This is a genomic window from Gordonia insulae, assembly GCF_003855095.1.
Classification (GTDB): Bacteria; Actinomycetota; Actinomycetes; order Mycobacteriales; family Mycobacteriaceae; genus Gordonia; species Gordonia insulae.
In genome coordinates, this window is the sequence record NZ_CP033972.1 from 5,950,502 (window position 1) to 5,962,176 (window position 11,675).

Consider the following 11,675-nt stretch of genomic DNA (forward strand, 5'->3'; position numbering starts at 1 on the left):
GCCATCGGCGTGGTCAATCATCCCCGGGATCGCGGGGGACCAACGGCACCGCGATGAGCGGGGTCAATGCGGTGAGCGCGAAGGCGATCGGGAACCCGGCGGCACCGATCAAGGCGCCGAGCACGGGCGTGGTGGCGGCCGTCGCCAGATACTGCGCCGTGTTCTGGACAGCCAGACCACGGCCACTCCATCCGGGACCGGCGAACTCGGCGATCGCCGTGAAGGCCAACCCGTTGTCGGCGACCGAGGCCACCGTCGCGATCGCCATCACGATCGGTGCCACGGGACTGTGCAGCCAATCGGTCAGGGCGAGCGTTCCCATCGCCACAGCCGCCGCGAGTGCGATGACCCGGATCGGCCGCATCCGTGACCCCCAGACGTCGGAGACCCGTCCCGCGACGATCCGCCCGAGCGCGCCGATCACCTGCGTGACGGTCACCAACAGGCCCGCAGTCGTCGGTGACCAGGCGTGCGCGACGATCAGCCAGGTGGGCACGAAGGTCCACAGCATCGACTGCGGAATCACCAGCAGGACACTCACACCGTGTACGCGAGCGAGGAAACTGCTTGCCCGATAAGGGTTGTCGGAGCGAACCGGAGCACTCGGTGTACTCGACTGGGCGCCAGAGGGATTGACGAGCGGGGGATCGATCACGCCGACGACGCACGCCACCAGACCGAGCGCGGTGACCGTGGCCGGGACGAGCAGGGCCGCGGTGACCCCATGACGATCGGCGATGAACGGCATGGTCAGCGCGCAGACCGCGATACCCAGGGGTTGGGCCATCTGGCGCACGCCCATCGCGGTCCCCCGCTGGCGTACGGGGAACCAGCCGACCACGATCCGGCCGCTCGCGCCGTTCGCGGCACCCGCGCCCAACCCGCCGATGAACAGTGCGACGGCCAGCGCCCAGAAGGGTGCGTCCGCGGCCGATACCGCGGCGGCGGCGCCCGTGCCGAGCAAGGTGATGCACAACGAGACGGTGAGGATGCGGCGTTCACCGAACCGGTCGAGCAACGCGCCCCACGGGATGATCAGCAGCATCAGGCCGACCGTCGGGACGGTGGCCAGCACCGACGCCTGGGTCAGGGACAACCCGTGGTCCGTGTGCAGTGCCGGGATGAGATAGGCCACACCGCTGACCGCACAGGTGGTGGTCATGGCAGCCACGAGGGCGCAGCACAACATGATCCATCGGCGGCGCGGAGTCATCGCGTCCGGTGCGGGCAGGAGCCGTTGTCCGATGCCGTCGGTGACAGGCACAGTGTTCACCTCGTCTCATACAATGGGATTGATTGTCCATATTCTAGAACGTCTGCCGGATCCGTCCAACCGGTGTCCCGAGGTTTGGGAATCCCTGGTGCGATATCGTCGTGCCATGCGTTTAGGACGAGTTGCCAGCCCGGACGGGGTTGCGTTTGTGGCCATCGAAGAAGCCGAAGACGGCACTCGGGCACGGGAGATCGCGGAACATCCGTTCGGCACACCGACCTTCACCGGACGGTCGTGGGCACTCGCCGACGTCCGGCTGCTCGCGCCGATCCTCGCGTCCAAGGTGATCTGCATCGGGAAGAACTACGCGGCCCATGCCGCCGAGATGGGTGGTGAGGCACCTGCCGAACCGGTCATCTTCCTGAAGCCGAACACGTCGATCATCGGACCCGAGGTTCCGATCGTGCGTCCGCCGAGCTCGGAGCGGGTCGATTTCGAAGGGGAGCTGGCCGTGGTGATCGGCCGACCGTGCAAGGACGTCAGCGCAGCAAAGGCCAAGGACGTGATCCTCGGGTACACCGTCGCCAACGATGTGACCGCCCGCGACCAGCAGAAGGCCGACGGTCAGTGGACGCGCGGCAAGGGTTACGACACGTTCTGTCCGCTGGGTCCGTGGATCGAGACCGAATTCGACCCCGCCGATGTGGAACTGGTGACCGAGCTCGACGGGGAGATCAAACAGCGCTCCAGGACGTCACTGATGCTGCATGACATCGGCGAGATCGTGGAGTGGATCTCTCGCGTGATGACATTGTTGCCGGGCGACGTGATCCTCACCGGCACCCCCGAGGGCATCGGGCCGATGGTGGCTGGTCAACGTGTGTCGGTGACCGTCGAGGGTCTCGGCACGCTGTCCAATCCGGTGGTGGACAAGCCGTGAGTGCGGCGCGGGGGCCGAAGATCGCGCAGGTCAACGGAATCGACATCGCGTACGACGAGGTCGGTGTCGGTCCGCTGGTCGTGATGGTGATGGGCACGGGCAGCCCGGGCAGGGTGTGGCACGCCCATCAGCAGCCCGCCCTGGCCAAGGCCGGCTACCGGGTGGTGACCTTCGACAATCGCGGCATCGCGCCGTCGTCGGAGTGTGCGGACGGATTCACCCACGACGACATGGTGGCCGACACCGCGGCACTCATCGAACATCTTGGTGGGGGACCGGCCCTGGTGGTGGGTACCTCGCTGGGCGCACGGATCACCCAGGAACTGACGCTCGCCCGCCCGGATCTGGTCCGGGCGGCGGTCATGATCGCCACGTACGGCCGCAACACGCCTCTGCAGCAGGCCATCTCGACCGGCGAACGGGCTCTCTACGACCAGAAGATCACCCTCCCGCCGGAATACGAGGCGGCGATCACCGCCCATCTGAACCTGTCGCCACACACTCTTGACGACGACCGGACGGCCAAGGACTGGCTCGATGTCATCGGTTTCTCTCCGCAGACGGTCACGCCGGGTGTGCGCGCGCAGCTCGAGTTGCACGATGGCGAGGCCGAGCGGCTGACCGCCTACCGCGGCATCACTCGTCCGTCGATGGTGATCGGATTCGCCGATGACCGCACGTTGCCGCCGAAGCTGGCCCGCGAGGTCGCGGATGCGATTCCGGGGGCGCGCTACGAGGAAGTCGCGAAGGCCGGACACTTCGGTTACCTCGAGCAGCCCGCCGAGGTGAACCGGCTGCTGCTGGACTTCCTCGCCGGACAGGTCTGAGACATGAGGTCGGCGGTCGATTCGATACGCTGACCTCCATGAGTGACACCGCTGTCCGCGTCCGATTCTGTCCGTCTCCGACCGGAACGCCCCACGTCGGTCTCGCGCGTACGGCGCTGTTCAACTTCGCCCAGGCCCGGCACGACAAGGGGACCTTCGTCTTCCGGATCGAGGACACCGACGCCGCGCGGGACAGTGAGGACTCGTATGCGGCGATCCTCGATGCGCTGCGGTGGCTGGGGCTCGACTGGGACGAGGGACCCGAGGTCGGTGGACCGTACGGCCCGTACCGGCAGTCGGAGCGACGCGACATCCATCTCGACGTCGTGGCGCGCCTGCTGGCCGCGGGTGAGGCCTACGAGGCCTACTCCACCCCCGACGAGGTCGAGGCACGGCATCGGGCGGCCGGGCGTGATCCCAAGCTCGGCTACGACAACTTCGACCGGAACCTGACCGACGAGCAGCGCGCCGGGTTCGCCGCCGAGGGGCGTAAACCTGTTGTCCGCCTTCGCATGCCGGATCACGACATCACCTGGGACGATCTGGTCCGTGGTACCACCACCATCAAGGCGGGTACCGTTCCCGACTTCGCGCTCACTCGGGCCAGCGGGGAACCGCTGTACACGTTGGTCAATCCGGTCGACGACGCGATGATGAAGATCACGCACGTGCTGCGCGGCGAGGATCTCTTCTCCTCCACGCCGCGCCAGATCGCCCTCTACGACGCGCTGATCCGCCTCGGGGTCGCCGAGCGCGTCCCCGACTTCGGGCATCTCCCGTTCGTGATGGGGGAGGGGAACAAGAAGCTCTCCAAACGAGATCCCGAGTCGAACCTGTTCCACCACCGCGATCGCGGATTCATCCCGGAGGGGTTGCTCAACTACCTGGCGCTGCTCGGCTGGGGCTACTCACACGAGACCGACGTCTTCTCCCTCGACGAGATGATCGCCGCCTTCGATGTGCGTCAGGTCAATTCGAACCCGGCACGCTTCGACCAGAAGAAGGCCGACGCGATCAACGCCGAACACATCCGGCGATTGGACCTGGGCGATTTCGCCGCGCGCCTGAAGGAGTTCCTGGTGCGGCAGGGGCGGCCCATGGATTCGGTCGACGACGCGTCGTTCACCGCACTGGCCGAGATGGTGCAGACACGTATCCAGGTGCTCGCGGAGGCATGGCCGCTCATGTCGTTCCTCTATGTCACCGACGAGGAGTTCGTGATCGACGAGAAGTCGGCCGCCAAGAATCTGGGCGCCGACGCCGGCGAGGCCCTCGACGCCGCCATCGCGTCACTGACCGATCTGCCGGGCTGGACCGGGCCAGAGATCGAGGCGGCCCTCAAGAGCGCGCTGGTGGAGTCGCTGGGCCTCAAACCCCGCAAGGCGTTCGGCCCCGTCCGGGTGGCGGTCACGGGTTCGCAGGTGAGCCCACCCCTGTTCGAGTCGATGGAACTCCTCGGTCGCGACAAGAGCCTCGCGCGACTGGCGCAGGCGCGCGAAACCGTGCCGAGTTAGTCGTTTGACCTGGCGATTTGTGATCAGAGGGCACCCCTCGGTACTCTTCTCCTCGGTCCTTTTCCGACCGGGCAGCGAGTAGGTCCGGTCAGTCGGGAAGGGGAAACCTTGGGGTATGGTGTAATTGGCAACACAGCGGTTTCTGGTACCGCCATTCTAGGTTCGAGTCCTGGTACCCCAGCGAGTTTTCGGGTGACCGACCTCGAACAGAGGCCATACTCGGAGATGTCAACTGAATAAGCGCGTTCATCCGAATGCACAGTCATGGCCCCGTCGTCTAGCGGCCTAGGACGCCGCCCTCTCAAGGCGGTAGCGCGGGTTCGAATCCCGTCGGGGCTACAACGAGAAGAAGCGCCCCTCACCTGCAATCGAGCAAGGTGAGGGGCGCTTCTCATGTCGGGATGCCAATGCGGCGTGGACACGGTTTGGACACAACCAAACTCGAACACACCCTCGATCGACGGTAACTCGTCGGTGGTGGGCCATAGGCTGCAGCCATGGCTAAGGAAGAGAAGAAGGTCTGGGAGTTGTCCGGCAATGACCTGGGCAAGTACACAGCGATCATTCGGTACGCGAGCGGAACACAAGTGTCGGCGATCGCGGGGAGAATCTATTCGATCGAGCACGAGTTAGACGGGCGGAATGTCGAAACACTGGTACGTCTGCAAGTGGCCAGCACGGAGACGATCGCGATACGCCCAGACGGTCGGCTGTTCCTGTTCGACACTCTGCAAGAGGCCGCATCGATTTGGGGTCAGAACGACGAAGCCGGTGAGGTCACGGAGTAGCGCCGGCGACGGGTGACCGATCGTGACGTCCTGCGCGCTGCTGCCCGCGACGTCCGGACGTTGATGCGCCGTCACCAGGCCGAGGCCTCCCACGTCGCCGGTGAGTGGGAGCCGCCTGACCCTATCCTGATCGCGTTGGCGGTCGAATGCGACGACGTCGTGTACAGCCAGATCCGCGAGGCGCCCGACCTCCCCGACCGGCTGACCGCGGTGCTCGGCGACGGCTGGGAGCCGTGACGGTCAGGGCTGCCGGTCGAGTAGCCAGACGAGGGCGGCGGCGACGACGGTGAGCGCGAGGGTGTCGAGGATCATGCACCTTGGACGCACCGCCCCGGATAGGGGTTCCACTCGCCGACATAGTCCACAATTGTGGTCCACAATCTGTTGCGGATTGTGGACCACATTGGTAGACTACTTACATGAGCGGTTACGAACTCCGGATCACGAGCAGCGCGGCGAAGTCGCTGATGAAGCTGCCCCGCGTGGAGCAGAAGCGTATCCGCACCGCGGTCGATGCGCTCCCCGCAGACCCTCGCCCACACGGCGTGACCAAGCTGTCGGGCACGACCGACAGCTACCGGATTCGCGTCGGCAACTACCGCATCGTCTACACCATTGACGATGGCGAACTCATCATCGTGGTCGTCCGCATCGGCCACCGGAAGGAGGTCTACAACCGATGAGCTATTCCATCCGCGAGGCCAAGGCCAAGCTTTCCGAGGTTGTCCGTGATGCCGCCGACGAACCGGTGACCATCGCCAACCACGGCAAGCCGGCCGCCATCGTGCTATCCCCCGAACGATACGAGGGGCTGATCGAGGAGATCGAGGATCTCCGCGACCGCCTCGCCGTGTACGAGTCTCGCGACGAGCCGACCATGTCGTTCGACAAGCTGGTCGCCGAGCTCGGCCTCAACGACTGACCGAACGACGAAAAGACCCCCGACCCTCGCGTGGAGGATCGGGGGTCTTCGTGGTTGTCCAGGTTCAGAGCGGGTGTCGCATCATGGGCCTCTGCGATCGGAGTCTCAATGTATCTTCGCTCAAATCCCCTCGCGCGGGCTCCTGGCGGGGCCGGGGCGTGGGAGTTGGTGTCTGTTCCTGACTCTCACCCGCTCTGAACTTGTGAACACAGTCTGACACGAATCATGTTGTGGTGCAACATGTTTAGCGTCAGTACGACCGGAACCGAACCCACACGCGGCCGACGCCGCCGTTGGCGCCCTTCTGCCATGCCGAGAAGATGCCGCCCGCGCCGCCCGCGCCGCCCGCGCCGGGTGAGCCGCCGACCGCACCGCTGCCTGGTGCGGAACCACCCGACCCCGCGGTGCCGGACTGCACGCCCGCCGCGCCGCCGGTGTGCGTGGTCCCGCCGAATGTCGTGTTGCCGGGTGCCGCACCGTCGGTCGAGCCACCTGACGTGCCGCCCGCCCCGCCGCTGCCGCCGGTCGACGTGAGCGAGTTCGCGCCGTGCGATGCTGTCGAGTTCCCGCCCGCGGCACCCGCCACGGCGCGTGTGACGGCCTGTCCGACTCCGGCTGCGCCGACGGTGTACGAGAGTGTGCCGCCTGGTGTGACGGTCCATGTTGCGGTCTGCCAGGATGCGGCGCCGCCACCCTTGCCGCCGCCATTCATCGAGCCCTCACCTGATCCACCACCACCACCGCCGGCGATGATGACGACATCAGCCTGAGTGGCCCATGCGGGGATCGCGAACGAGCTCGCCCCGGCGGTTGTCGCCGAGGCGATCGACTCGCGGTAGGTGATGACGGTTCCGGCGGGCGCGCTCGCGGCGGCCGTGGCAACGACACCTGAGATCGCGGTGGCGCGGACGGTGACAACGACACCGTTCGGTGCGAGCCCGGTCGATGATGCGACGAAACCGGCCGGTGAAGCTGTGCGCGTCGTCGCGACTGTCCCGGCTGGCGCGGCCGAGCTCGCAGCGCTGACGACGCCGCTGATGGTGGTGGTGCGGATCGCCGACACCGCCCCCGACGGGGCGGACACGGCCGCCGACGTCAGGACGCCGGTGATGGCGGCGTTGATGGACTGCTCGGCCACACCAGCCCACGCGGCGGCGACCGCAGCGGCCGGGTCCGCGGTGACCGTGGCGTTGCGGATCGCCGACACGGCGCCGACAGCCGCGGCCACCACCGAGTCGGCGAGCACTCCGGTGACCGCGGTATTGCGGACGGTGGCAACTATCCCAGCCGGGGCGGCGGAGGTGACGGTGGCGAGCACGCCCCCGACGAACACGTGCCCTTCACCGCCCGCGAAGCCTGCCCCCGCGGTCGCCGTGGCCAACGCGATGACACCGGTGAGGGTGACGTTGCGGCTCGTCGACACCGCGCCCGTCGGAGTCGCCGCTGTGGCTTGCGCTGTTTGGCCGGGGATCTCCTCGTTCACCGAGATAGCACCTACGCGGCCGATCGCCGTCGATGTGGCGACGACACCGACGATGGTCGCCCCGCGGGTCGTGATCACCGCGCCGACCATCGCGGTTGCGGTTGCGGTCGCTGTGGGGGCATCTGCGCCCGCCGTTTGCGAGGATGCAGGCCCGCGATCCTCCCACGCAATGGTGGATACGCGGTCCTCCCCGGGCACCACGCAGCGACGTCCGTCCGCGGCCACCCGGAAAGTGCGCGACTCCGGGGGTACTGAGACCCGAAGCCGTTGGATGGTGGCGGTGGTGACGCGCCGCTCGGGAAGGACCCGCGTCATCGCTGTTCGATCCGGACTTTCAGGGTGCGATCGTCTTCGCGTCCCTGCGCGGTGGTGATGTGGTTGACCGCGTCGTAGGTCTTGCCGAGGGTGCCGCCGGCCAGCCACACGGTGGCTTCAGTGGTGGTGAACCCGGGATCAGAGTTCACGAGTGCGGCGTCGGGCCCGGTCACGGTCCAGGTGGAGGCGGTGATGGTGTCACCGGGTCTCAGCCAGTCTGACCAGTTGATGCCGTAGTCCAGCTTGGCATTCGGGTCTTTCTCGATCGTCGAGAAGTACACGAGGATGCTCCGATCAGGATGCGGTGATGGTGAAGATGCCGGACCCGGAGATGGTCAGTGTGAAGTTGCCGGACGACGACACTTCGTCTTGCCCGAAGTCCCAGTAGCACAGCAGGGTTGATGTTGCGTCGCTGCCGGTGCTGACGTAGAACACGGCGTAGCGTGCGGTGATTGTGGACGACGACCAGGTGACGTCGGCGGCGTCGAAGGTGAACGTGAGGCTCGATGTTCCCACTGTCTTGCTGGTGAGGGTGGCGCCGCCCGCGGTGTAGCCGGTGCCGGACGCCTCGTTCGTCACCGACGACTTGTACTTGTGCGTCGACTGGTTCGGGGTGTAGCTCGACGTGCACAGCATCACCTTGATGGTGTCGGTGTCGAGGTCGACCTCTTTGTTGAATACCGCCTCGAATCCCTTCGAGTACATCTTCGCAGTGACGGCCATGGTGTTCTCCTTCTACTTGGGGTTGGCGGGTGGGGCCCTATTCGACGTCGGCGGCGACGAAATTGTCGGCCGCGCCGGTGTTTCCGAACGTGCCGCCGACCAGCAGCCCGGTCCACCGGTTGCCGTTGCCGTGCGGAACGATGTTCGTCGAGTCGACCCACGAGTCGAGGAACACGCCGTCCTTGTACGCCCGATAGGTGTTGTCGGCGGGGTCGTAGGTCAGCTGGTATCGGCCGTCGCCGCCCGACATTGTCTTGCGGGTGGTGCGGGAACTGAACGTGCCCGTCTGGATGTATGAGCCACCGGAGTCGGCGGCCAGCCACGCCCCAGTCATGACGTAGGTACACGACAGTCCAAGCCCCGCATAACCGAACGCCGACACATCAAGATCGGCTTCGATCGAGTTCTTGTCGGTGAGCAACTGCTGTCCGTACATCGCGATGCCGTCGTTGCCGGAGCCGTCCTTGACGAGCCGCCCGTCATCGAGTGCGACGTCTTCGCCGCGGGTTGCCCACCGGATGCCGAGCGTCGCACGGTTGAAGTCGTCGTAGAAGTAGCGCGGAAGTTCGGTCTGTCCGACGTCGATGCCGATCGACACGAACGGCACCGTCCCGACGTACATGGCGTCGCGGGTCGCCGTGGCGATCGTCGACGGCACCGGTGTCACCGACGGGTCGCGACCCGAACCGGGCGCGTACGGCCGGAACCCTGAAATGGGCGTCGCGTACGGCAGGTTGGGTCCGGCGATGCCGACCGAACCTCCGCCGGTGGTGCGCCACTGCACCTCATACACGTCACCGATGTCGGGCAGGATCGGGTCGGGCATGACGACCTGTACCCAACTCAGCCCGGCGCCGATCGACGACGCGATGTTCGGCGATGACCACACGAACGTCGACGAGCCGTCAGGCTGCATCTTGTAAACATCGACGTTGACGGTCGTGAGAGTGCCCGAGCCGAGTGCCAGGAACGTCAGCAGCGTGCGCTCCGCGGGTGACGGAAACCGCACCGACGCCCACGGTGCATAGGTCGGGGTCGCGTACACCAGCGGCACCGTCATGTTGTCGACCGAGCCGCTGCCGGTCAGGCTGTTGGTGTGCGAGTGTGTCGAGGATGCGCTCGTCGCGCTCAGGGAGCCGGCCGCATGCGTGTGCGCCGGACTGGTTGACGACGAGCTGCCGGTGGTGCCGCCGACGTCGTGAGCGTGCGAGCCGCCCGTGATGGTGCCCGAGATGCTGATCGTCGACAGCGTGTGCGAGTGCAGCATCAGCGCCCACCACGGGATCGACACCACGCCAGTCGGGTCCGGCCCGGCATCATAGATCGGCACGCCCGCCTTGATCGCGATGACCTGCTGCACGTAGTTGACCTGAGTGCCGACGTTCTGCGCCGATTCATGCGCGGTGACTGCGGTGGTGTTCAGGCTGCCGACGTCGGAGACGATCTCGGCCAGCGACCCGCCCACCACTGGGACCCCGCGAAGTGCCTGCAAGATCGCGTTGACGAGGCTCTGGATGAAGTCCGCGACGGCGGTGATGCCATCCCACTTGCCGCCGACGAACGACTGGATCGCCAGCAGGATCGGGTCGTCACCGGTGTAGTCACCCTCGAATGCGTCCCGCAGATCGGAAGGGTCGAACCCGCCGAGGAGGTTCGACCATGGATCGAGCATGGCTTCGATCTCGGCGATGGTGTCGAAGTCGGTCGGGTCGAGACCGAGTTTCGGCGCGATCAGTCGGGCCAACGGTGCGACGACCATTGCGTTGAGGACGGTCTCGTAGACCTCGCTCAGTTCATCGTTGCCGATGTTCGGGTTACGGCCGGGATACTTCACGCGACCCCCTCGATCATCCGCGCCAGCCGCTTCGCGTGGCCACCGGTCACATAGTCGGTGGTGTGCTTGGTGCCGAGGTATCCAGCGACATCGCTGATGGCGCGCTCGATGTCGTGCCAGCGCCACGGCGCCCACCAGGCTTGCGCCTTCTGCTTCGCCAGCTTCTCGACGACGTCGACCGCCCAACGCTTCCCGGCCTCGGGCGAACGAATAGACATCCACTCGGTGAGGTCGGCCGCCGACCGGCCGGGCGATCCCAGCGGTAGGTCGGCGATTGGATCACCCGGCGCGTACACCGACAACAACGGCCACGGCAGCGTGCCCAGCGGCCCGGCGATCCCGGCCCGGCCGACATGGATCGGCTGATGCGGGTTGCCGAGCGCCGCGACGGCCAGCACTTCGAGATCTTTACGCTTGGGCAGGATCTCGCGGGCGAACGCGACTGCCGCCATCGCGCCCTGCGAGTAGCCGCCCACCACACACAGATTCGGCGACTGCGCGACCGCCATGGTGAGGGCGATCATGCCGGCGCTGATCGACTCCGCCGGCGCCAGATCACCCACACCGGTGGCCGGCCCGAACTCGGCCGGGTAGTCGACGTAGGCGAATCGCACCCGGCTTCCGTCAACGGCGCGACGCAGCGCTTCCGACGGGGCCGAGCGCGCGCCGGGACGCGTCCAGGTGCCGTCGAGCCACAGAAGGTCGATCACTGCGAGTCCTTCCGTTGCATCCGCAGCAACAGCACGATCATCACGAGCGTGCCGAGAATGCCGAGCGTGTAGGCGATCGGCCGGACGATGTCGCGCAGCGGATAGCCCGAATCGGTCAACAGGGTCACCGACACCTGGGTGAGGGCGATCGACGTGCAGCAAAACGAGGTGAACAGGATTCGCCCTGCCTGCGAGGCACGCCACGGGGACCGGACGCCGTAGAGCAGGGTGAGGCCGATCTGCAGCAATGTCCAGGTGAAGATGGCAACATCACCGGCGTCAATCTCGGATACGGTCACGAATTCCTCCCCATCGATTTCACGATCGCCTCGGCGAAGTGATTGCGGCGTTCGGACTCTCGCGACACGTAGAGCAGTTCGGCTGCTTCACGCCGTCGCGCATCGAC

Annotated in this window: 14 protein-coding genes and 2 tRNA genes; 9 read left to right on the plus strand and 7 right to left on the minus strand. The window is 66.4% G+C overall.

Annotated elements, in window-relative coordinates:
- Window positions 1–13 precede the first annotated feature (13 nt).
- Window positions 14–1,213, minus strand: a complete 1,200-nt coding sequence (locus D7316_RS26950) for an MFS transporter (protein WP_197718405.1) — start codon at window positions 1,211–1,213, stop codon at window positions 14–16.
- 166 nt (window positions 1,214–1,379) lie between these two features.
- Between D7316_RS26950 and D7316_RS26955 the strand changes: the two genes are divergently transcribed.
- From D7316_RS26955 to D7316_RS26995, 9 genes are all read left to right on the plus strand, one after another.
- The gene (locus D7316_RS26955) at window positions 1,380–2,153 is read left to right on the plus strand and encodes a fumarylacetoacetate hydrolase family protein (protein ID WP_124710987.1); all 774 of its coding nucleotides are present in this window, start codon (window positions 1,380–1,382) and stop codon (window positions 2,151–2,153) included.
- Window positions 2,150–2,980 (plus strand): alpha/beta fold hydrolase, encoded by an 831-nt coding sequence (locus D7316_RS26960; RefSeq protein ID WP_232017103.1) that lies wholly within the window; start codon window positions 2,150–2,152, stop codon window positions 2,978–2,980. The genes D7316_RS26955 and D7316_RS26960 overlap by 4 nt, the downstream gene beginning before the upstream one ends.
- Before the next feature lie 38 nt (window positions 2,981–3,018).
- The gene (gltX, locus tag D7316_RS26965; RefSeq protein WP_124710988.1) at window positions 3,019–4,494 is read left to right on the plus strand and encodes a glutamate--tRNA ligase; all 1,476 of its coding nucleotides are present in this window, start codon (window positions 3,019–3,021) and stop codon (window positions 4,492–4,494) included.
- A 109-nt stretch (window positions 4,495–4,603) separates the two neighbouring features.
- Window positions 4,604–4,675: transfer RNA gene (locus D7316_RS26970), tRNA-Gln, on the plus strand.
- Window positions 4,676–4,760: 85 nt separating this feature from the next.
- Window positions 4,761–4,833, plus strand: a tRNA-Glu gene (locus D7316_RS26975).
- A 158-nt stretch (window positions 4,834–4,991) separates the two neighbouring features.
- The gene (locus D7316_RS26980) at window positions 4,992–5,282 is read left to right on the plus strand and encodes a hypothetical protein (RefSeq protein ID WP_124710989.1); all 291 of its coding nucleotides are present in this window, start codon (window positions 4,992–4,994) and stop codon (window positions 5,280–5,282) included.
- A gap of 12 nt (window positions 5,283–5,294) precedes the next feature.
- A complete protein-coding gene (locus D7316_RS26985; protein ID WP_124710990.1) occupies window positions 5,295–5,519 on the plus strand; it encodes a hypothetical protein in 225 nt (74 codons plus the stop codon).
- A gap of 182 nt (window positions 5,520–5,701) precedes the next feature.
- Window positions 5,702–5,965: a type II toxin-antitoxin system RelE family toxin gene (locus D7316_RS26990; protein ID WP_124710991.1), complete on the plus strand. Its 264-nt coding sequence runs from the start codon at window positions 5,702–5,704 to the stop codon at window positions 5,963–5,965.
- Window positions 5,962–6,204, plus strand: a complete 243-nt coding sequence (locus tag D7316_RS26995; protein ID WP_124710992.1) for a type II toxin-antitoxin system Phd/YefM family antitoxin — start codon at window positions 5,962–5,964, stop codon at window positions 6,202–6,204. The genes D7316_RS26990 and D7316_RS26995 overlap by 4 nt, the downstream gene beginning before the upstream one ends.
- A 250-nt stretch (window positions 6,205–6,454) precedes the next feature.
- On the opposite strand, the gene D7316_RS27000 is transcribed toward D7316_RS26995, so the two are convergent.
- The 6 genes from D7316_RS27000 to D7316_RS27240 all read right to left on the minus strand — a co-directional run bounded on the left by D7316_RS27000 (window position 6,455) and on the right by D7316_RS27240 (window position 11,568).
- Window positions 6,455–7,765 carry a glycine-rich domain-containing protein gene (locus D7316_RS27000; protein WP_124710993.1) on the minus strand — a complete coding sequence of 437 codons (1,311 nt, stop codon included), beginning with the start codon at window positions 7,763–7,765 and terminating at the stop codon, window positions 6,455–6,457.
- A gap of 233 nt (window positions 7,766–7,998) precedes the next feature.
- Window positions 7,999–8,283, minus strand: coding sequence for a phage fiber-tail adaptor protein (locus tag D7316_RS27005; RefSeq protein ID WP_124710994.1), 285 nt, complete (start codon window positions 8,281–8,283; stop codon window positions 7,999–8,001).
- 13 nt (window positions 8,284–8,296) lie between these two features.
- Window positions 8,297–8,725 (minus strand): hypothetical protein, encoded by a 429-nt coding sequence (locus D7316_RS27010; protein WP_124710995.1) that lies wholly within the window; start codon window positions 8,723–8,725, stop codon window positions 8,297–8,299.
- 37 nt (window positions 8,726–8,762) lie between these two features.
- Complete coding sequence (locus tag D7316_RS27015) at window positions 8,763–10,559, minus strand: hypothetical protein (protein ID WP_124710996.1); 1,797 nt, start codon at window positions 10,557–10,559, stop codon at window positions 8,763–8,765.
- Window positions 10,556–11,269 carry a cutinase family protein gene (locus tag D7316_RS27020; RefSeq protein WP_164473856.1) on the minus strand — a complete coding sequence of 238 codons (714 nt, stop codon included), beginning with the start codon at window positions 11,267–11,269 and terminating at the stop codon, window positions 10,556–10,558. The genes D7316_RS27015 and D7316_RS27020 overlap by 4 nt, the downstream gene beginning before the upstream one ends.
- Window positions 11,266–11,568 carry a putative phage holin gene (locus D7316_RS27240; RefSeq protein WP_164473857.1) on the minus strand — a complete coding sequence of 101 codons (303 nt, stop codon included), beginning with the start codon at window positions 11,566–11,568 and terminating at the stop codon, window positions 11,266–11,268. The genes D7316_RS27020 and D7316_RS27240 overlap by 4 nt, the downstream gene beginning before the upstream one ends.
- Window positions 11,569–11,675 lie beyond the last annotated feature (107 nt).

Bases quoted from the DNA above. Each gene is read 5' to 3' on its own strand.
- D7316_RS26950 (WP_197718405.1), bottom strand. From the start codon at position 1,213: ATGACTCCGCGCCGCCGATGGATCATGTTGTGCTGCGCCCTCGTGGCT.
- D7316_RS26955 (WP_124710987.1), top strand. From the start codon at position 1,380: ATGCGTTTAGGACGAGTTGCCAGCCCGGACGGGGTTGCGTTTGTGGCC.
- gltX (WP_124710988.1), top strand. From the start codon at position 3,019: ATGAGTGACACCGCTGTCCGCGTCCGATTCTGTCCGTCTCCGACCGGA.
- D7316_RS26980 (WP_124710989.1), top strand. From the start codon at position 4,992: ATGGCTAAGGAAGAGAAGAAGGTCTGGGAGTTGTCCGGCAATGACCTG.
- D7316_RS26990 (WP_124710991.1), top strand. From the start codon at position 5,702: ATGAGCGGTTACGAACTCCGGATCACGAGCAGCGCGGCGAAGTCGCTG.
- D7316_RS26995 (WP_124710992.1), top strand. From the start codon at position 5,962: ATGAGCTATTCCATCCGCGAGGCCAAGGCCAAGCTTTCCGAGGTTGTC.
- D7316_RS27010 (WP_124710995.1), bottom strand. From the start codon at position 8,725: ATGGCCGTCACTGCGAAGATGTACTCGAAGGGATTCGAGGCGGTATTC.